This is a genomic window from Sphingomonas aracearum, from assembly GCF_003345355.1.
Taxonomy (GTDB): domain Bacteria; phylum Pseudomonadota; class Alphaproteobacteria; order Sphingomonadales; family Sphingomonadaceae; genus Sphingomonas; species Sphingomonas aracearum.
This window is the reverse complement of the sequence record NZ_QQNB01000002.1, coordinates 225,976-247,539: the sequence shown is the minus strand read 5'-3', so window position 1 is coordinate 247,539 and position 21,564 is coordinate 225,976. Positions and strand designations below refer to the sequence as shown.

General features: G+C 69.9%; 20 protein-coding genes and 1 tRNA gene. 15 read left to right on the top strand and 6 right to left on the bottom strand.

Features of this window, described 5'->3' with window-relative positions:
• Positions 1–293 precede the first annotated feature (293 nt).
• From DVW87_RS08410 to DVW87_RS08400, 3 genes are read left to right on the top strand one after another with little or no spacing between them, the layout of a single operon-like run.
• On the top strand, positions 294–1,676 hold the full coding sequence (locus DVW87_RS08410; protein WP_239017826.1) for an EAL domain-containing protein: 1,383 nt from the start codon (positions 294–296) through the stop codon (positions 1,674–1,676).
• Positions 1,673–4,108 carry a sensor histidine kinase gene (locus DVW87_RS08405; RefSeq protein ID WP_114687354.1) on the top strand — a complete coding sequence of 812 codons (2,436 nt, stop codon included), beginning with the start codon at positions 1,673–1,675 and terminating at the stop codon, positions 4,106–4,108. The genes DVW87_RS08410 and DVW87_RS08405 overlap by 4 nt, the downstream gene beginning before the upstream one ends.
• Before the next feature lie 53 nt (positions 4,109–4,161).
• On the top strand, positions 4,162–4,554 hold the full coding sequence (locus DVW87_RS08400) for a response regulator (RefSeq protein WP_114687353.1): 393 nt from the start codon (positions 4,162–4,164) through the stop codon (positions 4,552–4,554).
• 30 nt (positions 4,555–4,584) lie between these two features.
• On the opposite strand, the gene DVW87_RS08395 is transcribed toward DVW87_RS08400, so the two are convergent.
• Positions 4,585–5,409 (bottom strand): class I SAM-dependent methyltransferase, encoded by an 825-nt coding sequence (locus tag DVW87_RS08395; RefSeq protein ID WP_239017825.1) that lies wholly within the window; start codon positions 5,407–5,409, stop codon positions 4,585–4,587.
• A gap of 42 nt (positions 5,410–5,451) precedes the next feature.
• Here DVW87_RS08395 and DVW87_RS08390 point away from each other — a divergent pair, with 42 nt between their 5' ends.
• The 5 genes from DVW87_RS08390 (at position 5,452) to DVW87_RS08370 (ending at position 7,859) form a co-directional block, all read left to right on the top strand.
• Complete coding sequence (locus DVW87_RS08390) at positions 5,452–6,183, top strand: ComF family protein (protein ID WP_114688144.1); 732 nt, start codon at positions 5,452–5,454, stop codon at positions 6,181–6,183.
• 31 nt (positions 6,184–6,214) lie between these two features.
• The gene (gene grxC / locus DVW87_RS08385) at positions 6,215–6,472 is read left to right on the top strand and encodes a glutaredoxin 3 (protein WP_114687351.1); all 258 of its coding nucleotides are present in this window, start codon (positions 6,215–6,217) and stop codon (positions 6,470–6,472) included.
• A complete protein-coding gene (locus tag DVW87_RS08380; RefSeq protein ID WP_114687350.1) occupies positions 6,469–7,290 on the top strand; it encodes a carbon-nitrogen hydrolase family protein in 822 nt (273 codons plus the stop codon). Before grxC ends, DVW87_RS08380 begins: the two co-directional genes overlap by 4 nt.
• Entirely contained in the window at positions 7,287–7,742 is a 456-nt protein-coding gene (locus DVW87_RS08375; protein WP_114687349.1) for a DUF1178 family protein, read from the top strand. The genes DVW87_RS08380 and DVW87_RS08375 overlap by 4 nt, the downstream gene beginning before the upstream one ends.
• Positions 7,743–7,782: 40 nt before the next feature.
• A tRNA-Arg gene (locus tag DVW87_RS08370) sits at positions 7,783–7,859 on the top strand.
• A gap of 17 nt (positions 7,860–7,876) precedes the next feature.
• Here DVW87_RS08370 and coaA read toward each other — a convergent pair.
• A complete protein-coding gene (gene coaA / locus DVW87_RS08365) occupies positions 7,877–8,869 on the bottom strand; it encodes a type I pantothenate kinase (protein WP_239017824.1) in 993 nt (330 codons plus the stop codon).
• A 57-nt stretch (positions 8,870–8,926) separates the two neighbouring features.
• On the opposite strand from coaA, the gene DVW87_RS08360 reads away from it, so the two are divergent.
• From DVW87_RS08360 to nikE, 4 genes are read left to right on the top strand one after another with little or no spacing between them, the layout of a single operon-like run.
• The gene (locus DVW87_RS08360; RefSeq protein WP_114687348.1) at positions 8,927–11,143 is read left to right on the top strand and encodes a TonB-dependent receptor; all 2,217 of its coding nucleotides are present in this window, start codon (positions 8,927–8,929) and stop codon (positions 11,141–11,143) included.
• Positions 11,144–11,158: 15 nt separating this feature from the next.
• On the top strand, positions 11,159–13,675 hold the full coding sequence (locus DVW87_RS08355; protein ID WP_239017823.1) for an ABC transporter substrate-binding protein: 2,517 nt from the start codon (positions 11,159–11,161) through the stop codon (positions 13,673–13,675).
• Entirely contained in the window at positions 13,672–14,475 is an 804-nt protein-coding gene (locus DVW87_RS08350) for an ABC transporter permease (RefSeq protein ID WP_114687346.1), read from the top strand. Before DVW87_RS08355 ends, DVW87_RS08350 begins: the two co-directional genes overlap by 4 nt.
• Positions 14,441–16,006 (top strand): nickel ABC transporter ATP-binding protein NikE, encoded by a 1,566-nt coding sequence (gene nikE / locus DVW87_RS08345; protein ID WP_114687345.1) that lies wholly within the window; start codon positions 14,441–14,443, stop codon positions 16,004–16,006. The genes DVW87_RS08350 and nikE overlap by 35 nt, the downstream gene beginning before the upstream one ends.
• On the opposite strand, the gene DVW87_RS08340 is transcribed toward nikE, so the two are convergent.
• Positions 16,003–16,977 carry a P1 family peptidase gene (locus DVW87_RS08340; RefSeq protein ID WP_114687344.1) on the bottom strand — a complete coding sequence of 325 codons (975 nt, stop codon included), beginning with the start codon at positions 16,975–16,977 and terminating at the stop codon, positions 16,003–16,005. The two genes, nikE and DVW87_RS08340, sit on opposite strands and share 4 nt — an antisense overlap.
• A 133-nt stretch (positions 16,978–17,110) precedes the next feature.
• Positions 17,111–17,383 carry an SWIB/MDM2 domain-containing protein gene (locus DVW87_RS08335; RefSeq protein WP_114687343.1) on the bottom strand — a complete coding sequence of 91 codons (273 nt, stop codon included), beginning with the start codon at positions 17,381–17,383 and terminating at the stop codon, positions 17,111–17,113.
• A gap of 152 nt (positions 17,384–17,535) precedes the next feature.
• On the opposite strand from DVW87_RS08335, the gene folE reads away from it, so the two are divergent.
• Genes folE through DVW87_RS08320 form a run of 3 tightly spaced genes read left to right on the top strand, consistent with a single transcriptional unit; the run spans position 17,536 to position 19,251 of the window.
• Positions 17,536–18,159, top strand: coding sequence for a GTP cyclohydrolase I FolE (folE, locus tag DVW87_RS08330; protein WP_114687342.1), 624 nt, complete (start codon positions 17,536–17,538; stop codon positions 18,157–18,159).
• The gene (locus DVW87_RS08325; protein WP_114687341.1) at positions 18,159–18,908 is read left to right on the top strand and encodes an SDR family oxidoreductase; all 750 of its coding nucleotides are present in this window, start codon (positions 18,159–18,161) and stop codon (positions 18,906–18,908) included. Before folE ends, DVW87_RS08325 begins: the two co-directional genes overlap by 1 nt.
• Positions 18,901–19,251 (top strand): dihydroneopterin aldolase, encoded by a 351-nt coding sequence (locus DVW87_RS08320; RefSeq protein ID WP_114687340.1) that lies wholly within the window; start codon positions 18,901–18,903, stop codon positions 19,249–19,251. Before DVW87_RS08325 ends, DVW87_RS08320 begins: the two co-directional genes overlap by 8 nt.
• Before the next feature lie 18 nt (positions 19,252–19,269).
• Here DVW87_RS08320 and leuA read toward each other — a convergent pair whose 3' ends face one another.
• Positions 19,270–20,937: a 2-isopropylmalate synthase gene (gene leuA / locus DVW87_RS08315; RefSeq protein ID WP_114687339.1), complete on the bottom strand. Its 1,668-nt coding sequence runs from the start codon at positions 20,935–20,937 to the stop codon at positions 19,270–19,272.
• A gap of 188 nt (positions 20,938–21,125) precedes the next feature.
• On the bottom strand, positions 21,126–21,563 hold the full coding sequence (locus DVW87_RS08310) for a DUF4112 domain-containing protein (RefSeq protein WP_114687338.1): 438 nt from the start codon (positions 21,561–21,563) through the stop codon (positions 21,126–21,128).
• Position 21,564 lies beyond the last annotated feature (1 nt).

Sequence of the window (21,564 nt, the reverse complement as noted above, 5' to 3'; positions counted from 1 at the left end):
TTCCGGCGCGGGTCGGAATGGCTCGCTTCGCGCTGAGCCCGACGGAGTCGAAGCCCTTACGCGCGAGAGCGAGCCGTAACGGTTACCAGGGGTGGATGTCTTCGCCGTAGATCAGCGCGAGCACGAATGCGAGCATGTGATTTCTCCCAAAAGGTACCTCGTTGGGTACCAATCTTAGTTAACGCATTCTTTACCATATTACAACCGGCCCGAGGCGGAGATCGCTGCGCCGCGGCACAGATTTAACGCTTCCTTCAATGCCCCGGCGCTAGGCGCAGGATGCGATGACCTGCATGCCGCCCGCCTCCGATTTCGAGGACGCCGCTCCGTTCGAGCCGGAGCCGCCGCTTCGCGACATCGCGACAGCGGAGAGCATCGCGGACTCGCTGGCCGAGACGCTGCAGGACGAGGCGGGCGGCCGCTGGCGCTTCCTGATGCTGGTCGAGATCGGCAACCATGCGGTGCTGCGCAGGCATGTCGGCCGCGCGCGGGCCAACAGCGTCGGGGAGATCGTCGGCGAGCGCCTGTCGCGTTCCCTGCGCGGGGTGCGCGTCGCCGGAGCCGGACGCAACCTGATCGAGGTGGAGTGGGTCGGATCGGCGCTTTGCGAGCTGGAAGACGCCTTGACCGACGCACAGGTGAGCTTCGATGCGCCGGTCGCCATCGACGGGGAGGAATATCGGATCGAGCTGGTGGTGGGTGCCGCCGCGACATCCGGGGTTGAGGACGAGGACGGCCTGCGCCTGCTCGAGGAGGCCGAGGTCGCGCTTGAGAAAGCGCGCAGCGAAGGCCGGCCGATCTGGCACGACATTTCTGGCGAGGCGCGGGTGCTGGACCGGCTGGCGCTGTCGCGCGAACTGGGCACCGCAATCGACGACGGCCAGATGTTCCTGCAATATCAGCCCAAGCTGCATTGCCGGCGCCAGGAGATAACCAGCGCCGAGGCACTGGTCCGCTGGCAGCATCCCACGCGCGGGCTGATCCTGCCGGGCGACTTCATCACCATGGCCGAGGACATGCGCGAGATCGGCGCGCTGACCTTGTGGACATTGGCGCAGGTGATCCGGGACCAGGCCACGCTGGTGGCCGACGGGCGCGATCTGGAAATCTTCATCAACATCTCCGGCCAGCTGCTCAGCGACAAGAAGTTCGTTGCCGAGGCCTGCGCGATGATCGCCGACGCCTCGGCGCGGATCGGCTTCGAGATCACCGAAACGGCGGTGATCCGCGATCCGGAGATCGCGATCCAGAACCTCAACAAGTTCGCTCGCGCCGGGATCACCATCGCCATCGACGATTACGGTGCCGGCTTGTCGAGCCTGGCCTATCTGAAGCAGCTGCCCGCGCGCGAGCTGAAGATCGACAAACTGTTCGTGCTCCAGCTGACCAGCAGCAACCGCGATCCGCTGATCGTCCGTTCCACCATCGATCTGGCGCATGCGCTGGAGATGGAGGTCACCGCCGAGGGAGTGGAGACGGAGGCCGCGATGGCCCTGTTGACGGTGATGGGCTGCGACATGGCGCAGGGTTTTCTCATCAGCCGTCCGCTGTCCCTCGATGCTTTCCGTGCCTTTCTGCGCGAGGAGCGGGTGCGCGCGACGGATCGGCCGGCGGATGGGGCGATGCTGCAGCGGCCGGCGAGCTTCTGGCGCAGCTCCGCGGCAGGCGGGGCATGAGGCGCCTTGCCCTGCTGCTGGCCGGCTTGCTGCTCGCTTCCGGCGCGGCGCAGGCGCAAACGGATGCTCCGACCGCCGGGACGCGCTTCGACGCGGCGGTGGCCGACGCGCGGGCCAGCATGCTGCCCGACCCGAAGCGGGCGGCCCGGCGCGCGGCGGAGGCGCAATCGCTGGTCGATCAGCTACCGGCGAACCGCCGCGCCGATGCGATCACCACCGCGGAGTGGCTGGGCGGCGAGGCGCGGGTGCGGTTCGGCGATCTCGCCGGCGCCACGCCGCTGATCGCCGACGCCCTGAGGCGTGCCCCGGCCGGATCGAAGCTGCGCGCCGATGTGCTGCTTTCCAGGGGCCGGCTTGCCTTGGAGCGCTCGCAGGTGGCCGAGGCGCTCGCCAGCTTTCAAAAGGCCCACGATCTTTTTCGCACCATCGGCGAGAAGCGCAGTCAGGCCACCGCGCTGCTGAGCGTGGCCCTTCTGTATCAGAATGCCCGGGACTACCGGCGCGCACTTCCTTATTATGGCCAGGCGATGGAGGCCTATCGCGGCGATCCGTCGTTGTTGCTGGCAATCTACAACAACCGCGGAAACGCTCTGACCGAGCTCGGCCGCTACCCCGCCGCCGTCGCCGAGTTCCGCCGCGCGCTGGCGCTCGCGCGTTCGATGAAAAGCGACGGAACGGAGGCACGCATCCTGCGCAACATCGCGCGGGTGCAGCTTTCCGCCGGTCGCCTCGACAATGCCGAGCGCACCATCGCCGACGCGATGGCCGTCGGCCGGCGAAGCGATGCGCCCGGTGACGGGCAGGACGAGGTGCTGCTGGCGCGATTGGCGCTGCTGCGGGGTCAGCTGGAGCGGGCGCGGATGCTGATCGGCAAGACCTTCGCCGGGCAGGATCTTGCCACCACGCCGCTGACCTACCGGGAAGCGCACGGCACCGCGTTCGAGATCTACCGGCGGTTGAACGAGCCTTCGATGGCGCTGGCGCATCTGGAAGCGATGAAGCGGCTGGACGACAATACCGGCGCCCTGGCGGCCACCGCCAACACTGCGCTGGCGGCGGCGCGGTTCGACTTCGTCAATCAGGAGGCGCGCATCGCCAACCTGAAGGCGACGGAAGCGGAGCGCAGCGCCGAATACGAACGCGCGCGCGCCACCACCCAGCGGCACGTGTTTGTCGGCTCGGCGGCGGTGGCGCTGGTCGTGCTGACACTACTCAGCTTCGGCTTGCTCACCATCCGCCGCAGCCGCAACGAGACGCGCGCCGCCAATATCGACCTGGAAGCCACCAACCTCGCCCTGGGCAAGGCGCTCGCGGCGAAGACCGAGTTCTTGGCCACCACCAGCCACGAGATCCGGACGCCCCTGAACGGCATTCTCGGCATGACGCAGGTGATGCTCGCCGATGCCAGGCTGCCGGCGGCGATGCGCGACCGCATCGGCGTGGTGCACGGGGCAGGCACGACGATGAAGGCGCTGGTGGACGACATCCTGGACGTCGCCAAGATGGAAACCGGCCATCTCACGGTAGAGGAGGCGGTTGTCGATCTGCCCGCATTGATGACCGAGGCGACCCGGTTGTGGGCGGAGCAGGCACGGGCCCGCGGCATCGGCTTTGCGGTTGATTGCGAACAGGCGCCGCGCTGGATCACCGGCGACGCCGCGCGCCTGCGGCAGATCGTCTTCAACCTGCTGGCCAACGCGCTGAAGTTCACCGCGGAAGGCAGCGTCACGGTGCGCATCTATGCCGAGGGCGATCGGCTGCGCATCGCGGTGGCCGATACGGGCATCGGCATCCCGGCCGACAAGCAGGCGCTGATCTTCGAAAGCTTCAAGCAGGCCGATGGCGGCACGACGCGCAAGTTCGGCGGGACGGGCCTTGGCCTTGCCATCTGCCGCAATCTCGCGCGCGCGATGGGCGGCGACATTTCGGTGGAAAGCAGCGAGGGGACGGGCGCGACGTTCACCGTCGACCTGCCGCTGCGGCTCGCTGCCGCCCCCGAGGCGCCGGCGCCGTGCGCACCGGACAGCGACGAACCCTGCGGCCTGCTGATCGTGGATCGCAGCCCGATCACGCGCGCGATGCTGAAAACGGTGCTGGAGCCGCACGCCGGGCAGGTCCGCTTCGCCGGCACCGTCGAGGAAGCGGTGGAACAGATCGGTGCCGGCAATCTCAGCCATGTGCTGATCGACGAGGCGACGATCCGTGCCGCCGGCGACGTTCCGGCCGCACTTGCGCGTGTCGCCGCGGCAGCGGGACAAATCCCGGTGGCGCAGTTGTGGACGGCGCCCGATCCGGCTCAGCGCCAGGTGCTGGAAAGCGCCGGCGCGACGCAGGTGATCGCCAAGCCCGTGTCCGCCGCGACGCTACGGCAACTCTTGTTCGGTAGCCGAAATGAATCCGTTGCGGAGCATCTTGTAACGCAGGCGGCTTGAGCCGATAGGACTTTCATGAATGCGTGTTGCCGCACCTTGCTGGACACCGGCCGATGAAGGTTCTCTTCATCGAGGATGACCCGATGAACAGGCGGGTGGTTGGCGACATGCTGGATGTCGCGGGCGCCGCCATGGTCGAGGCGGAGAATGCCGAGATCGGCCTTGCGCTGATCGACGAGCAGGATTTCGCGGTGGTTCTGGTGGACCTGCGCATGCCCGGCATGGACGGCGTCACCGCCATTCAGCACATCCGCGCGCGGCCGGACGCCAAGGCCGAAATGCCGATCATCGTCGTCACCGCCGACACGGCGGTGGACCTGCGCGAACGGTGCCTCGCCGCCGGAGCGGACGAGGTGCTGTTCAAGCCGGTGGCGATGGATGCGTTGTTCGAGGCGATGGGTCGCGTCCTGGCAAAGGGCGGCGGCGGCGATCCCCTGATCGGCTGAACGGACGGCCGGCGGCGGCCGCAGCGACCCTCAGGGGCGACCCAAAGCGTGTGCCAGCGACGCGGTGCCACTGCCGCGCCGCGCGGGTTTCGGCTGGTCCGGTGAAGGCGACCAGCCGGTCACGAACACGATCTGAAACTGTTCGGACGTGCGCCCGTCGGCGTCGGCGCGCGCCGCGAACTCCGTCGCCATCCGCCCCACCGTCCCGCGGGTGAGCGGGGTTCGCTCCGCAAGCGCGTTGCCTGCACCCATGCCGCGCACGTCGCCGAGCAGCCGGGCAAGGTCGCGGTAGCGGGCGGAAAGCGTTTCCTGATCCGCGACCGGGAGGGCAAAGCCGGTGCGGAAAAGCAGGTCGCCGGCCGAACGCACGTCGATCTGCGGATGCAGCCGGGCGGCTGCGCGCTCCGGTTCCGCGGCACGGATCACCCCCCGCAACGTGGAAAGGCTGCCGGCCCCCAGGAACGCCCCGAGGAACAGACCGTCCGGCCGGAGGACCCGGCGAATGAGCGTCAGCGCGCCGGGCAGGTCGTTCACGCTGTCGAGCACGCCCGCGGAGACCACCAGGTCGAAGCTGGCATCGGCAAAGGGCAGGCGGTCCTCCTCGCACTGCACGTCCGGCGCGAAGCCGGCGGCAAGGTCGGCGCGCACCACGCGGGCACCTGTCGGGGGCGCGAAGCCATGGTCGAAACAGCCGAGGTCGAGCACGTCCACGAAGTCGCGCTTCACCGCGGCGAGCCGGTCGTAGATGCCGTCGAGCATGGCGGCGCGCACGAAATCGTGCTCGGCATAGCCGCGCGCGGCGCGCTCGCGTTGCAGGCGGCGTGCGGTGCGGCTGAAGATTTCGGGGGCGCTCACAGCGGCGCTTGTGCCTGCCCGTGGGAGCGGCGACAAGGGTGTATGCGCCTCCTTGCCCCCTTGCGGATCGCGGCGGATCTGGCGCTGCCGCCACGCTGTCCCGGCTGCAACGCGGTGACGAGTGCGGACCATCGCTTCTGCGCGGCCTGCTGGGGCGACCTGCGCTTTCTGGGGCCGCCCTGGTGCGCCGCCTGCTGCCGCCCGTTCGGTCATGATCGCGGGCCGGCGGCGTTGTGCGCCGAGTGCCAGGCCTCGCCGCCCCGACATGCCGGCGTCCGTGCCGCCGTCGCTTATGGCCCGGTGGCCAGAACGGTGGCGCTGCGGCTGAAATATGGCGGGCGGGCGGCCTTTGCCGAGACGGCCGCCCGGCAGATGCGCCGCCTGCTGCCGCCGGACGCGGAGCTTCTGCTGCCGGTGCCGCTGCATCGCTGGCGGCTGTGGTCGCGCGGGTTCAATCAGGCCGCGCTGATCGCCGGGGCTCTGTCGCGCGCTAGCGAGGTCCCGCACGATCCCCTGCTGCTGCGCCGGACGCGCGCCACGCCCGTGCTGCGCGGGCTCGGACCGGCGGCGCGGGCGCGGGCGGTGAAGGGCGTTTTCGCCATACCGGAGGCGGTGCGCGGGAGGGTCGCCGGGCGGCGGCTCGTGCTGGTCGACGACGTGCATACCAGCGGCGCGACAACCGACGCCTGCACCGCCACGTTGCTGTCGGCAGGCGCGCGATCGGTGACGATCCTGGCCTGGGCGCGCGTGCTTGATCCGGCGCAGGTGGATTGACAAGACCGCCCCGCGATCACACCTCCGGCACATGGCAAAGGTGGAAATCTACACAAAGGCGTTCTGTCCCTATTGCTCGCGGGCCCTGCGGCTGCTGTCCGCCAAGGGCGTGAAGCCGGAGGAGTTCGACATCACCATGGGCGGTCCCAAGCGCGCCGAGATGATCGAACGGGCGAACGGGCGCAGCACGGTGCCGCAGATCTTCATCGACGGGCGGCATGTCGGCGGGTCCGACGATCTCGCCGCGCTCGATCGCGAGGGCAAGCTGGACCCGCTGCTGGCGGCATGAGGATCGCGCTGCTGCAGATGACGAGCGGGATCGATCCCGCCGCCAACGCGCGCGTCCTCTCCACTGCCATCGCCGACGCCAGCGAAGGCGGCGCGTCGATGCTGTTCACGCCGGAAATGTCGGGCCTGCTGGATCGCGACCGGACGCGCGCGGCGGAGCGGATCGCGCCGGAATCGTCCGACACGGTGCTGCACGCGGTTTGCGAGGCGGCGGCGGCGCACGGGATGTGGGTGCATCTGGGCTCGCTGGCCGTGCGGTGCGAGGACGGCCGCCTGGCCAATCGCGGGTTCGTGATCGACGGGTCCGGCGAGATTCGCGCCCGCTACGACAAGATCCACCTGTTCGACATGGACCTGCCCGGCGGCGAGAGCTGGCGCGAGTCCGCCGCCTATGCGCCGGGCGAAGCGACGGTGGTGGTGGAGACGCCGGCCGGGCTGCTCGGCCCCACCATCTGCTACGACCTGCGCTTTCCGGACCTGTACCGCACCTTGAGCGATGCCGGCGCGACGATCCTGTCGGTTCCTGCCGCCTTCACGCGTCCGACCGGCGCCGCGCACTGGCACCTGCTGCTGGGTGCCCGCGCGGTGGAGGCGGGGGCGTTCGTGATCGCGGCGGCGCAGACCGGGGTGCATGAGGATGGCCGCGCCACTTATGGCCATTCGCTGGTGGTGGACCCGTGGGGCGAGGTGCTGCTCGACATGGGGGAGGAGGCCGGGCTGGCCTTTGCGGAGATCGAGCCGGCGACGCTGGCCGACGTCCGCGCGCGCCTGCCCGCCTTGCAGCACCGCCGCCCGATCCCGGCGCCGAGCCGCGCATGATCGTTTTCGACCTGCGGTGCGCCAACGGCCATGTGTTCGAGGCGTGGTTCGCCTCGTCTGCGGCGTTCGAGGAACAGCGGGGGCGAGGGTTGCTGTGCTGTGCGGTATGCGAGGATCGCGCAATCGGGAAGGCGGTCATGGCGCCCAACGTCTCGGCCAAGGGCAACACGCGGGACGTGGCGCCGCGCGCCGCGCCCGGTGCGCCGATGCCGCCCGAGGTGATGAAGGCGGCGATACAGGCGCTCGCCGCCGCGCAGGCCAGGGCGCTGGAAACGTCCGAGTGGGTCGGCCGCAGCTTCGCGTCCCGCGCCCGCGCCATGCACGAGGGGGACGAGACCGAGGCACCGATCCACGGCCAGGCCACGATCGCGGAGGCCAAGGCACTGGTGGAGGAGGGCGTACCCGTCGCTCCGCTGCTGTTGCCGGTCGTCCCGCCCGACGCACTCAATTGACCGGTCGCGGCGCTGCGGTTACTTCCGGTGGCGCGTGCGCGGCCCCGTAGCTCAGCAGGATAGAGCATCGGATTCCTAATCCGGGGGCCACTGGTTCGAATCCAGTCGGGGTCACCACGCCGGGACGAGAGCGGTCAGATCCGCCGCAGCAGCAACTCGTCGGCCGAATGATCGGCGCTCTTGTGGATCACCACGTCCGCCCGCAGCCGGGTGGGTGCGATATTCTCGACCAGGTTGGGCAGGTTCACGTCGCGCCACAAGCGCTTGGCAAAGGCGGAGACTTCGTCACGCGGCAGATGCGCGAGATGGTGGAAATAGGAGGCGGGGTCCTGCATCCGCGTGCGTTGCAGCACCATGAACCGTTCGAGATACCAGCGCTCCACGTCCTGCGGCGCGGCATCGATGTAGATGGACAGGTCGAAGAAATCGGCCGCGGTGTAGACGGGCGCGCGTGCCCGCTGCACGCCGTCGCCGATCTGGAGGACGTTCAGCCCTTCGAAGATCAGGATATCCGGATGGTCCACACTGTCGAACCGGCCGGGGACGATGTCGTAGCTCTGGTGCGAATAGACCGGCGCGCGCGCTTCGCCGTTGGAGCGGACCTCCGCCAGGAATTCGATCATGCGGCGCACGTCGTAGCTTTCGGGAAACCCCTTGCGCGACATCAGACCCGCCTCGAGCAGCACCTGCGTGGGCCACAGGAAACCGTCGGTGGTGACCAGGTCGACCCGCGGGTGCTCCGGCCATTGCGACAGCAGCACGCGGAGCAGGCGGGCAACCGTGCTCTTGCCCACCGCCACGCTGCCGGCGATCGCGATCACATAGGGCCGCTTCACCGGCGGCCGGCCGACAAAGGCGTCGGTCACCTGCGCCAGCCCGCGCGCAGCGCCGACATGCAGGTTGATGAGGCGAACGAGCGGCAGGTAGATGTCCTCCACCTCGGCCAAGGACATCGGCTCGTTGGTGCCGCGCAGCCGCTCCAGCTGCGCCTCGTCCAGCGTCATCGGCACGGCCGAACGCAGCGCGCTCCACGCGTCGCGACTGAACCGGCTGTGGCTCTCCACCTGCATCGTGATGCGCGCCTTGCGCAGGTTCGACACGGAATCGCAATAGTCGGCGTCTCGCACTTGCGTTAAAGACTGCGCTGCGATGCGGTACAAGCCGCGGGGAGGGGACGGGAACGGATGATCGCGACGCAGGTGTTGCTGTCGACATTGCTGGCGGGAGCGCAGGCGCAGGAAGTGCCGGCGGCCGCCGGGCCGGGCGCGGTGGGCGAAGTGGTGGTCACTGCGCAGCGTCGCGAACAGTCGGCGCAGGATGTCGGCGTCGCCTTGTCCGTGCTGTCGGGCGAGGAGCTTGCGAGACGCGGCGTGACCAACGTCAACGACCTGCAGTTCCAGACGCCCAGCCTCGAGGTCGTGCCTGCCTTCGGCGGGGGGCAGCCGCAATTTCGCCTGCGCGGCGTCGGCTTCGAGGATTACGCCACCAACAACACGCCCACCGTCGGCATCTATGTCGACGAGGTCGCCTATCCGGTGCCTGCCATGACGCGGGGCGCGTTGTTCGACATCGAGCGGGTGGAGGTGCTGCGCGGGCCGCAGGGCACGCTGTACGGCCGCAACACGACCGGGGGCGCGGTGAACTTCATCAGCCGCCGGCCGACCGATCGCTTCTCCGCTGGCGCCGATCTGGAATATGGCAGCTTCGGCCTGTTCAAGGGCGAGGCGTTCGTTTCCGGGCCGATCAGCGACACGCTGAAGGTCCGCGTGTCCGGCATCGCCGAGCAGGGCGGGGCGTTCCAGCGCAACCGTGTCACTGGCGAGCGGCTGGGCGATGCGGACCGGCTGTATGGCCGCGCGCTGCTGGAATGGACGCCGGCCGCCGGGGTGGATCTTCTTTTCAACGTGCATGGCGGCCGCGATCGTTCGGAGCAGACGGGGCTTTACCTCTTCCGCCCGTTCCAGACGCGCGGCTATGGCATCGGCACGCCCGGCCCGGTGATCCCCGCCGACCCGGAAGACGGCAAGCAGACCGGCTGGGGGCTGCAGGGGCTTTCCGCGCTGGTCGGCACCGCGCCGGGCGCCAGGCCGTCGCGGGACAATGACAGCTGGGGCGCCAGCCTGACCGCGTCGCTCGATGTGAGCCCGGCCGTGCAGCTGACGAGCATCACGTCCTACGAAAAGCTGAAGCGGCGCGAGCTGGCGGATTGGGATGCCTCGGCCAGCCGCGAATCCGACGTGTTCTGGGGCAGCGATGCCGAGGTCTGGTCGCAGGAGGTGCGGCTCGCCTCTTCCGGGCAACAGCGGCTCGGCTGGGTCGCGGGCGCCTATTATTCCTGGCAGGGCCTCGACGAGCGGTTCCTCAGCGATCGCACCGACAGCCAGGCGGCGGTGGTGGACATCTCCTATCGCCAGCGCGCGGACTCGATCAGCGGCTTCGGGCAGGCGAGCTATGCGCTGACGCCGGTGCTGACCCTCATCGCCGGTGCGCGCTACGAACATGAGAGGCGCCAGCTGCGGGACTTCGTCACGCTGCGCAACGGCGTGCCCAATTTCACCGACGGCAACCGCGACACCGGGCTGGACGAGGCGAGCGGCAAGCTGGGGCTGGAGGTGCGGCCCGCGCGCGGCCTGATGCTGTACGCAAGCGCCAGCCGCGGCGTGAAGTCGGGCGGGTTCACCGTCTACAATTCGCGCGTGCCCGATCAGATCGACCCGTTCCGCCCGGAAATCCTGTACGCCTATGAAGTCGGCTTCAAGAGCGACCCGGCGCGCGCGGTGCGGCTGAACGGCTCGGTGTTCTTCTACGATTATCGCGACCAGCAGGTGTTGAGCGTGGTGATCAATCCGCAAAGCGGCTCGATCGGCCGCATCGTCAACGCGCCCCGCTCCGAAATCTATGGCGGCGAGCTGGAACTGCAGCTCGCCCCCACGGCCCGGCTGCATGTCAGCCACGCGATCAGCTACAAATACGGCCGCTACAACGAGTTCGACGACGTGGACGCCGCCTCCGTCGTGCGCGGGCCGGACGGGCTGTATACCGGCCGCACCATCGACAAGGCCGGCCTGCCGGTGCCGATCGCGCACTGGGGCTATCAGGGGGCGGTCAGCTACGCGCTTCCGCTTGGCGCGCGCTATTCGCTGGAGACGCAGGCGGACTGGAGCTGGCGGGACGAGCTGCCCTCCTTCCTGGGCCCGGTCTACGATCTGCCCGACCGCTGGATCGCCAATGCCACGCTCACGCTGCGCCCGGATGAGGGGCGCTGGTGGATTGGCGCCTATGCCCGCAACCTGTTCGGCGAAAAATACGACCTGACGCGCAATTTCTTCCTGCCGAATGCAAGCATCGCATCGCCCGGCCGGCCCGCAAGCTTCGGCGTGCGGCTGGGCTTCGGGCTGTAGAAAGCGACCGGCCGCATGGTGCGGGCTCTCCTTTGCGCCCTGTGCGCGATGTTGCTGCTCGGCGCGCCCTCGCCGGCGCGCGCGGCGGATGGGGCGATCACGATCGGCCTGCAACTGGAGCCGCCCAACCTCGATCCCACCTCCGGCGCGGCGGCGGCGATCGACGAGGTGGTCTATGCCAACGTGCTCGAAGGCCTGGTGCGGCTGGCCGCCGATGGCAGCGTGCGGCCGCTGCTGGCGCAAGGCTGGCAGGTGTCGCCCGATGGACGCACCTATACGTTCGCGCTGCGTCCCGGCGTGCGCTTCCATGACGGGCACATCCTCACCGCAGCCGACGTGGCGTTCAGCCTGAACCGGGCACGCGCGCCGGGCTCCAGCAATGCGCAGGCACAGGCATTCGGGACGATCGCGCGCGTCGACGTGATCGATCCGCTGCGCGTGCGCGTCACCTTGCGCGCGCCGGACTCCGGCTTCCTCACGCTCCTGAGCTTTGGCGATGCGGTGATCGTGTCGCCGCGTTCCGCCGCCTCGCTGGCGACGGCGCCGGTGGGAACCGGACCGTTCCGCTTCAACGGCTGGCGCCGCGGCGATTCCCTCACGCTGGCGCGCAACCCGGCCTATTGGGGAAGGCCCGCCTCTCTCGCGAAGGTCACCTACCGCTTCATCGCCGATCCCACCGCGGCCTATGCCGCGATGCGCAGCGGCGACGTGACGATCTTTCCGGATTTCCCCGCCCCCGAGACGCTGGCCCAATTGCGAAGCGACCCGCGGCTGCGCATCGTCACGGCGCCGAGCCAGGGCGAGGTGATCCTGGCGATGAACGAGCGCGCCGGGCCGCTTGCGGATGTGCGTGTCCGGCGCGCGATCTCGCAGGCGATCGACCGGCGCGCGATCATCGATGGAGCGATGTTCGGCTACGGCACGCCGATCGGCAGCCACTTTCCGCCGCAAAGCCCGGACTATGTCGATCTCACCGGCCGCTATCCCTTCGATCGCGCCGCCGCGAAACGCCTGCTTGCGGAGGCCGGCTATCCGCATGGCTTTACCCTGACGCTGAAGCTGCCGCCGCCTTCCTATGCCCGGCGCAGCGGCGAGCTGATCGCGGCGCAGTTGCGGGCGGTCGGCATCGCCGTGCGGGTGGAAAGCGTCGAATGGGCGCAGTGGCTGGATCAGGTGCTCGCCCGGCATGCCTTCGATCTCACGATCGTCGCCCATGCCGAACCGTTCGATTATGACATTTACGGCCGCGAGGATTATTATTTCGGCTATGACGGGCGCGCGGTGCGGGTGCTGCTGTCGCGCCTGCGGGCGACGACCGATCCTGCGGCAAGGCACGAGCTGCTGGGGGCGATCCAGCGCCGCATCGCCGACGATGCCGCCAATGCGTTCCTGTTCCAGTTCCCGCATCTCGGCGTGCAGGATGTGCGGCTGCGCGATGCCTGGATCAACACGCCGAACCAGACGCTGGACCTCGCCGCCGCCCGCTTCGACGGAGGGGAGAGCGGGGCGGCCGTAGCCGCGGCAGGAACGGGCCATGCGGGGCTCGGCTGGCTGCTAGCGGCTGCGGTGGTGCTGGCGGCGGTGGCGGGGCTGGGCGTGCGCACCGTGCTGCGCCGGGCGGGCGTGCTGGCGGCCACCATGCTCGCCGCGACCGTGGTGATCTTCGTTCTCGTGCAGATCGTGCCGGGCGATCCGGCCGCGTACATGATGGGGCTCAATGCGAGCCCGCGCGCCATCGCGGCGCTGCATGCCGAACTGGGGTTCGGAGGCTCCGCGCCGCTCCGCTACGCGCGCTGGATGGCGGAGCTTGTGCGGGGAGATTTCGGGACCAGCTATACCTATCGCGTACCCGTGGCGGGCCTGCTGGCCGAGCGGCTGGCCGTGTCGCTGCCTCTGGCGCTCCTGGCGACCCTGCTGTCGGTGGCGATCGGCGTGCCGGCCGGCTATCTCGCCGCGCGGCGGCGGGGCGGGTGGACCGACGTCGCCTTCAGCTGGGCGGCCCGGCTCGGCATCGCGGTGCCCAGCTTCTGGCTGGCGCTGGTGCTGCTGCTGGTCTTCGCGGTGCGGCTGCACTGGGTTCCGGCCGGTGGCTTTCCCGGGTGGAGCAGCCCCGGCGCCGCGCTGGCCGCGCTGGTGCTGCCGCTGGTCGCGCTGGCGGTGCCGCAGGCGGCGATCCTTGCCCGCGTGACGCGCGGTGCGCTGCTGGCGGCCATGGAGCAGGACTATCTGCGCACCGCGCGCGCCAAGGGCCTGTCGCGGGATGCCACCCTGTGGCGCCATGCCCTGCCCAATGCATTGGGCCCGGCGGTGACCGTGCTGGGCCTGCAGGTGCCGTTCCTGCTCGCCGGGAGCGCGATCATCGAGAACGTGTTCTTCCTGCCGGGTCTCGGCCGCCTGGTGCTCCAGGCCGTCGCCCAGCGCGATCTGGTCGTGGTGCAGGCGGTGGTCGTGCTGCTGGTCGGCATGACCGTTCTCGCCAGCTTCCTGGCCGATCTTGCCGCCGCGTGGCTCGACCCGAGGCTGCGGGCATGAAGCGCAACCTTGCGCTTCCGGCAGGGGCCGTGCTGTGCGGCGTGTTCGTGATCGCCGCGCTGGTGGCGACCGTGTGGACGCCGTACGACGTCGCCGATCTGGACATCGGGCGGCGGCTGCTGGCGCCCTCGCCCTCGCACTGGTTGGGCACCGATCAATATGGGCGCGATCTCCTTTCCATGATCCTGGCCGGGGCGACGGTGTCGCTGTCGGTGTCCCTGCTGGCGGTCGGCGCCGCGCTGCTGGTGGGCGTGCCGCTCGGCCTGCTTGCGGCGGCGCGCGGCGGCTGGGTGGACGCGCTGGTGACGCGAGCGGGCGACGTGCTGTTCGCCTTTCCCGCATTGCTGCTGGCCGTGCTGTTCGCCGCCATCCTCGGTCCGGGCGCGAGCAACGCGATCCTTGCCGTCGCCCTGTTCAACGTGCCCGTGTTCGCGCGCGTGACGCGGAGCGAGGCGCGGCGGCTGTGGCGGCGGGATTTCGTCGCCGCCGCGCGGCTCGCCGGCAAGGGCAGGGCGCGCATCTCCGCCGAGCATATCCTGCCGAACAGCGCCGGCGTGCTGCTGGTGCAGGCGACGATCCAGTTCGCGCTGGCGATCGTCGCGGAAGCGGGCCTGTCCTATGTCGGACTGGGCGTGCAGCCGCCGCTGCCGAGCTGGGGGCGGATGCTGGCCGATGCGCAGACGCTGATCGGCGTCGCGCCGCGGCTGGCGATCGCGCCGGGGCTGGCCATTGTGCTCGCGGTGTTCGGCATCACCCTGCTCGGCGATGGGCTGGCGCGGCGAGTGGCGCGCGATGATTGAACTGCGCGAAGTCTCGGTGCGGCTCGGCGAGACGCTGGCGCTCGACCGCGTGTCGCTGTCGGTGGCGCCGGGCGAGATCCTGGGGCTGGTCGGGGCGTCCGGTTCCGGCAAGTCGACCTTGGCCTATGCCGCGATGGGCCTGCTGCCCGAGCGGGCCGTGCTGTCGGGCAGCGTCCGCGTCGAGGGCGGCGACCCCGCTGTGATGAATGCGCTCCGCGGCGGCGCGGTGGGCATGGTGTTCCAGGAGCCGATGACCGCGCTCAACCCGGCCATGACGATCGGCGCGCAGGTGGCGGAGGCCATCCGGCTGCACGAGCGGGTGTCGCGCCGCGCCGCGCGCCGCCGGGCCGCGGAAGCGCTCGCCCGGGTGGGGCTGGACGTGCCGCCCGGCCGCTTTCCGCATCAGCTTTCCGGCGGTCAGCGCCAGCGGGTGGCCATCGCCATCGCCATCGCCGCGCGGCCGCGCTTCCTGCTGGCGGACGAGCCCACCACCGCGCTCGACACCGTGACGCAAGGCGCGATCGTCGCCTTGCTCGTCCGCCTGGTGCGGGAGGAGAGGATGGGCCTCCTGTTCGTCAGCCACGATCTGGCGCTGGTCGGCGGCATGGCGGACCGGATCGCGGTGATGGAGGGCGGCCGGATCGTGGAGGAGGGGGCAACGTCGTCCGTGTTGCGTGCCCCGTCTCATGCAGCCACCCGGCGCCTTCTCGCCCGCGCGCTGCATCGCCCCGCGCCCCGCCCGGACCCGGTTCCGGGACTGCCGCTGCTGGAGGTGCAGGGCCTCACCCGGCGGTACACGGGCGGAGGCGGCGTGGAGGATGTCAGCTTCGCCATCCGGCCGGGCGAGATCGTCGGGCTGGTCGGCGCATCGGGTGCCGGCAAGACGACGATCCTGCGCAACGTGCTTGCCTTGGAGAAGCCCGAGACCGGGCGCGTTCTTCTCGCCGGCGAGGATTTCCACCATGCGCGTGGGAGCCGCCTGCGAGCGCTTCGGCGCCAGGTCCAGGCCGTCTTCCAGGACCCGGCGGGCAGCTTCGATCCACGACAGACGGTGGGCCGGATCGTCGCCGAGCCGCTCCACCTCGTGCCGTCGCTGGCCCCCGCGGAGGTCCGGTCGCGCGTGGCCGCGGCGCTGGCGAGGGTAGGGCTGGACCCCGGCACCGCAGAGCGCCTGCCGCATCTCTTCTCCGGCGGGCAGCGGCAGCGGATCGCCCTGGCCCGCGCGCTGGTGGTGGAGCCGCAGCTGCTGGTGCTGGACGAAGCGCTCTCCGCGCTGGATGCGTCCACCCGGGCGGACATGCTGGACCTGTTGTCCGGGCTGAACGTCGCCATGCTGTTCGTCAGCCACGATCTGGCGCTGTTGCGCGGTTTCGCGGACCGCCTGCTGGTGCTGCACGAAGGGCGGATCGTCGAGGAGGGGGCGACGGCCGAGGTGCTGGCCCACCCGCGTCATCCGCACAGCCGCGCCCTGGTGGATGCCATGCCGGATGCGGGCGCTCTGCCGATCCCGCCCGAGCCAGCGCTCCGCTAGCGCGCCTCGAACACGCCGCGCGCGATCGCTCGCGCCAGGCAGTCGGCGGCCACCGTGCCGATGCGTGCCACGTCCACCTCGCGCGGCAGGCGCTCGCCCAGCGGCACCGCGCCGCTCGCCAGCGAAAAGACGAGGTCGCCGTCGAAGGGCGTGTGGATCGGGCGGATCGCGCGGGCCATGCCGTCCTGCGCCATGATCGCCACCCGCTTGGCCTCCGCCTTGGTCAGCGCGGCATTGCAGGCGACCACCGCCAGCGTCGTCGCCGCGCCCGGCATCAAGCGGCCGAGATCGGCGAGCGGGTCGAGGTCCGGCATGACCGCGCCGGGCCGGTGCCCGCCGAACTCGTCATCACGTTCGAACGGCCACGCCCAGAAGGTCTCGCCATCCGGCATCAGCGTCGACCCGATCGAGTTCACCGCCGCCAGCGCGCCGACGACGATCCCGTCGCCGAGGTCCAGCGAAGCAGAGCCGATGCCCCCTTTCGCCGTGCCCGCCTGCGCGCCGCGCCCGGCGCCCACGGCACCCAGCGCGAACTGCTCCGCCGCGGCATCCAGCGCCTGGACGCCCAGCGCCCGGTACGGCGGCGCCTCTCCCCAATCCTTGTCGCCCGGGTTCATCAGGTCGTGCAGCACTGCTGCGGGCACGATGGGGATATGTTTGGAGCCGGGCCGCAATTGCAGGCCGGTCCCCTGAACGGAAAGGCGCGCGGTCACCGCGTCGGCGGCGGCAAGGCCGAACACCGAGCCTCCCGTCAGCACGATGGCGTGCACGCCCGGCACGAGGTTTTCCGGTGCCAGCGTCTCCGTTTCGCGAACGCCGGGCCCCCCGCCGCGCACGTCCACGGCGGCGACAAAGGGGTGGGCGCAACGCAGCACCGTCACGCCCGTGCCGACCCGCTCGTCCGTGGCATGGCCGACGGTGAGGCCGGGCACGTCGGTCAGCAGGTTGCGTGGACCGGGACGGGGGCTCATCGGCGCTCCTGAAAATGCCATCCGATCGGACGCGCCGCCTGCGAGCGAGTCGGCAGCGCGGCGGGCCTGATGGCCAACATGGCGAAGGAGATCGGGCGCCGCGGCGGTTGCGCGCGCGACGCCCGATCCGGCCTCAGGCCTTTACGTGCTGCGAGATGTACTTGTTCATCTCGAACATGGTCACCTTGTCGCGACCGAAAACCTTCTGCAGCTTCTCGTCGGCGAGGATTTCCCGCTTGTTTTCCGGGTTCTGCAGGTTGTTGGCCTTGATATATTCCCACACCTTGCTGATGACTTCGCTGCGCGGCAGCTTGTCCTTGCCCACGACGGCGCCGAGCTCGTCCGAAGGCTGCACGGGGGCGTGGATGCCGCCCGTCTTGGCACCGGTGGTCGGGGTCTTGGCCATGTAACTCATTCCTTCCTGTGCGTGCCGTTCGACCGGCATCGGGTTCACGCCTCGACGGGCGTCTCCCTCTTGTGCGCTGCCTTGCCCGCGTTGTCACGCTCCCGCGTGCGCAGTGGTTGCATCCGGGCCTGCGGCATGGAACAGGCAGGGCCATGATCGACGAAGAGGATGGTGCGCTGGACTCGGGCGACATCGTGGGCCCGCCGCCCAAGCTGCCCGTGCCGGAAGAGGTGGCGGAGGCGATCCGCACGCTGATCCGCTGGGCCGGCGACGAGCCGTCGCGGGAGGGCCTGCTCGACACGCCGCAGCGGGTGGCGCGCGCGTGGAAGGAATATTGCCAGGGCTATGGCGAGGATCCGGCGATCCACCTGTCGCGCGTGTTCGAGGAGGTGGGCGGCTATGACGAGATCGTGCTGCTGAAGGACATCCCGTTCCAGTCGCATTGCGAGCACCACATGGCGCCGATCATCGGCAAGGCGCACATCGCCTATCTGCCGCGCGACCGCGTGGTCGGCATCTCCAAGCTCGCGCGCGTGCTGCACGGCTTTGCCCGGCGGCTTCAGGTGCAGGAACGGCTGACGGCGCAGGTCGCCGACTGCATCTGGGCGCAGCTCAAGCCGCAGGGGGTGGCCGTGGTGATCGAGGCGAGCCATGCCTGCATGACCGCGCGCGGGGTGCGCACGCCGGGCGTCGGCATGGTCACCAGCCGGATGATGGGCGTGTTTCGCGAGGACGAGCGCAGCCGCAAGGAAGTGCTGGCGCTGATGGGCTTCTGATGCCCGGCGCGGTGCTCGTGACCGGCGGCGGCAGGCGGCTCGGCGCGGCGATCGCGCGGGCGGTGGCGGCGGCCGGATTTCGGGTGGTCATCCACCACAACCGCTCTTCGGAGGAAGCCGCTGCACTGGCGGGGGAGATCGGCGGGGCGACGGTGCGGGGCGATCTTGCCGATCTGGCGGGCCTGGACGCGCTGTTTGGCCGCGCCGTGGCGGCGGCGGGCGAGCCGATCCTGGGGCTGGTCAACTCGGCCTCGCTGTTCGAGTTCGACCGGCCGCCGCAGGTGGACGTTTCGCTGGCGGCGCGGCTTTATGCCGTGAACACGCTGGCGCCGGTGCGGCTCGCCGAGGCGCTGGCGCGGCAGGAGGCGCCCGAGGGCGGGGCAGTGGTCAATCTGCTCGACCAGAAGGTCGCCAACCCCAATCCCGATTTCTTCTCCTACACGTTGACCAAGGTCGCGCTGGAGGGCGCCACGACCCTGCTGGCGCAGGCGCTGGCACCGCGCGTGCGGGTGAATGCCGTCGCGCCGGGGCTGACCCTGCCGAGCGGCGACCAGAGCGCGGCGGAGTTTGCCGACACCGCCACCCGCAACCTCCTGCACCGCGAAGTGGGGGCGGAACAGGTCGCCGCGGCGGTCGTCTACCTGCTTGGGGCACGGTCCGTCACCGGCCAGACCCTGTTCGTGGACAGCGGCCAGCGGTTCCTCAAGCGGGAGGGCGACGTGATGTTCGAGGGACGGGCGGATGCCTGACTATGTGATCCATCTCGAACGGCTGGCCGTCCGGATGCGAATGGGCATCCACCCCGCCGAGCGCTCGGCGCCGCAGCGCGTGCTGATCGACGTGGCGCTCACCGCCACCTACCCGCGGGCGCCGCGCGAGGATGCGATCGAGGAGGTCGCAGATTACGACTTCGTCCGCACCGGCATTCTCGCGCTGGCGGCCGAGCGCCACTTCAACCTTCAGGAAACGCTGTGCGATGCCATCGCCGAGCTTGCGCTTTCCGACACCCGCATCCGCCAGGTGCGGGTGCGGTCCACCAAGCCGGACGTCTACCCGGACGCCGCGATCGGCTGCGAGGTGGTCCGCCCCTGACCAGGCGGGGGGCGGTTTTCAGCCGCGAACCGCCACGTTCGCCGCGCTGAGCACCGCGCGCACGCTGGCGGTCGCCACGTCCGCGTCGATGCCGACGCCGAAGACGGTGCGCCCGTCATCCGTTCGGCACTCCACATAGGCCGCCGCCTGGGCGTCCGCGCCATGGCCGATGGCGTGCTCCGAATAATCCACCACGTCGAGCGCCGGGCCGGTGCTTTCGCCCAGCGCGGCGATCACGCCGGAGATGAGGCCGTTGCCGCGCCCGGAGATCGATTGCTCCTCCCCGCCCATCGACACGCGGCCGACGAACACCCGATCGCCGGCAGAGCCGCTTTCGTGATAGTCGACCAGCGCAAAGCGATCGTCGGTCTTGGCGAGATAGGTCGCCTCGAACCGGTTCCAGATGTCGTCGGCGTTCAGTTCCCGGCTGGTCTCGTCGGCCAGCGCCTGGACGTGGCGGCTGAAATCGGCTTGGAGGCGCTTGGGCAGCTTCAGGCCCTTGTCCTGCTCGATCACCCAGGCGACACCGCCCTTGCCGGACTGCGAATTGACGCGGATCACCGCCTCGTAGCTGCGGCCGAGATCCGCGGGGTCGATCGGCAGGTAGGGAACCTCCCACAGCCCGTCGTTGCGCGTGCCCTGCGCGGCGAAACCCTTCTTGATCGCGTCCTGGTGGCTGCCGGAAAAGGCGGTGAAGACGAGGTCGCCGGCATAGGGCGTGCGCGGGTGCACCGGCAGCTGGTTGCAATAGGTGACGGTGTTGATGATCGCGTCGATGTCCGAAAAATCGAGCTGCGGATCAACGCCTTGCGTGTACATGTTGAGGGCGACTGTCACCAGGTCGCAATTGCCGGTCCGCTCGCCATTGCCGAGCAGGCAGCCCTCCACCCGGTCCGCGCCGGCCATGATGCCGAGCTCCGCCGCCGCCACGCCGGTGCCCCGGTCGTTGTGGGTGTGCAGGGAGATGACCACCGCCTCCCGGTTGGGGATGTTGCGGCAGAAATATTCGATCTGGTCGGCATAGACGTTGGGCGTCGCGCACTCGACCGTCGCCGGCAGGTTGAGGATCAGCGGCTGGTCGGCGGTTGGCCGCAGCACGTCCATCACCGCGGCGCAGACCTCCAGGCTGAAATCCAGTTCGGCGGTGGAGAAAGTCTCGGGCGAATATTCGAACTGCCAGTCGGTGCCGGGCTGCGCGGCGGCGCAGTCGCGCAGGATGCTGGCGCCCTCGACCGCGATGGCCTTCACTTCCTCGCGGCTCATGCCGAACACGATGCGCCGCCATGCGGGTGATACCGCGTTGTAGAGGTGCACGATCGCGCGTGGGCTGCCGCGCAGGCTCTCGAAGCTCGTCTCGATCAGGTCGCGCCGGGACTGGGTGAGCACCTGCACCGTCACATCGTCCGGCACGCAGCCGGAGCGGACGAGGCCGGAGATGAAGTCGAACTCCGTCGCCCCGGCGCTCGGAAAGCCGACCTCGATCTCCTTGATGCCCACCTTGACGAGGAGGTCGAAGAAGCGCCGCTTCTTCTCCCCGTCCATCGGATCGATCAGCGCCTGGTTGCCGTCGCGAAGGTCGGTGGAAAGCCAACGGGGCGCCTTGGTGATGGTGCGGCCGGGCCATTGGCGATCGGGCAGGGCGACGGGCGGGAAGGGGCGGTACTTGGTCGAAGGATCGCGCAGCATGGGGCCTCGCAGGAAAGCGGTTCGTCTGTCTGGTCGAAGCTTGCCCTTAGGCGGAGCCCGGCGCGGGGCGCACGGAGGAAACACCGCCTAAGGGCGGATAAGTCGCAGCAGAAGAAGGGCGTCGGTGCGCATGCGCGATCTTTGTGCCCGCACAGCCCGGCCGTGTCCAGCCCGTAGATGGCGCGGCGTTAGCGGCGCGGATCGATGGTCGCCGTCGCCGGGTGATGCTTATCCAGATAGCGCTTGATGATGCGGACGTTGCGCGTATTCGACCGAAAGAAGAAGTCCGGCACGGCGCCGACAAAGGGGATGAGGCCCAGCGCGAAGTCCACGCCGACATTGCCGAACATGCGCGCGATCTGCACCTTCGACATGCCGAGGTTGCGTGCCTCCCAGGCCAGCCAGGCACCCATGGCCGCGGCAACGGTGGTGCCACCCACCGGAATGAAGTCCAGGATCACGTCGAGGCCGAACTTGCGCTGCGTGCCCGGCACGGTGAACAGGCCTTCCAGCACGCGCTCCATTGCCTCCACCCGCGCCCGCACCGCGGCGGCATCCCGGCCCAGGGGCAGCTTGCCGCCCATCTTGCTCAACAGATCGTCCGGGATGCGCGTGGTGTTGGCCATG

Bases quoted from the DNA above. Each gene is read 5' to 3' on its own strand.
- DVW87_RS08410 (WP_239017826.1), top strand. From the start codon at position 294: ATGCCGCCCGCCTCCGATTTCGAGGACGCCGCTCCGTTCGAGCCGGAG.
- DVW87_RS08405 (WP_114687354.1), top strand. From the start codon at position 1,673: ATGAGGCGCCTTGCCCTGCTGCTGGCCGGCTTGCTGCTCGCTTCCGGC.
- DVW87_RS08400 (WP_114687353.1), top strand. From the start codon at position 4,162: ATGAAGGTTCTCTTCATCGAGGATGACCCGATGAACAGGCGGGTGGTT.
- DVW87_RS08390 (WP_114688144.1), top strand. From the start codon at position 5,452: ATGCGCCTCCTTGCCCCCTTGCGGATCGCGGCGGATCTGGCGCTGCCG.
- grxC (WP_114687351.1), top strand. From the start codon at position 6,215: ATGGCAAAGGTGGAAATCTACACAAAGGCGTTCTGTCCCTATTGCTCG.
- DVW87_RS08380 (WP_114687350.1), top strand. From the start codon at position 6,469: ATGAGGATCGCGCTGCTGCAGATGACGAGCGGGATCGATCCCGCCGCC.
- DVW87_RS08375 (WP_114687349.1), top strand. From the start codon at position 7,287: ATGATCGTTTTCGACCTGCGGTGCGCCAACGGCCATGTGTTCGAGGCG.
- DVW87_RS08360 (WP_114687348.1), top strand. From the start codon at position 8,927: ATGATCGCGACGCAGGTGTTGCTGTCGACATTGCTGGCGGGAGCGCAG.
- DVW87_RS08355 (WP_239017823.1), top strand. From the start codon at position 11,159: ATGGTGCGGGCTCTCCTTTGCGCCCTGTGCGCGATGTTGCTGCTCGGC.
- DVW87_RS08350 (WP_114687346.1), top strand. From the start codon at position 13,672: ATGAAGCGCAACCTTGCGCTTCCGGCAGGGGCCGTGCTGTGCGGCGTG.
- nikE (WP_114687345.1), top strand. From the start codon at position 14,441: ATGGGCTGGCGCGGCGAGTGGCGCGCGATGATTGAACTGCGCGAAGTC.
- DVW87_RS08340 (WP_114687344.1), bottom strand. From the start codon at position 16,977: ATGAGCCCCCGTCCCGGTCCACGCAACCTGCTGACCGACGTGCCCGGC.
- DVW87_RS08335 (WP_114687343.1), bottom strand. From the start codon at position 17,383: ATGGCCAAGACCCCGACCACCGGTGCCAAGACGGGCGGCATCCACGCC.
- folE (WP_114687342.1), top strand. From the start codon at position 17,536: ATGATCGACGAAGAGGATGGTGCGCTGGACTCGGGCGACATCGTGGGC.
- DVW87_RS08325 (WP_114687341.1), top strand. From the start codon at position 18,159: ATGCCCGGCGCGGTGCTCGTGACCGGCGGCGGCAGGCGGCTCGGCGCG.
- DVW87_RS08320 (WP_114687340.1), top strand. From the start codon at position 18,901: ATGCCTGACTATGTGATCCATCTCGAACGGCTGGCCGTCCGGATGCGA.
- leuA (WP_114687339.1), bottom strand. From the start codon at position 20,937: ATGCTGCGCGATCCTTCGACCAAGTACCGCCCCTTCCCGCCCGTCGCC.
- DVW87_RS08310 (WP_114687338.1), bottom strand. From the start codon at position 21,563: ATGGCCAACACCACGCGCATCCCGGACGATCTGTTGAGCAAGATGGGC.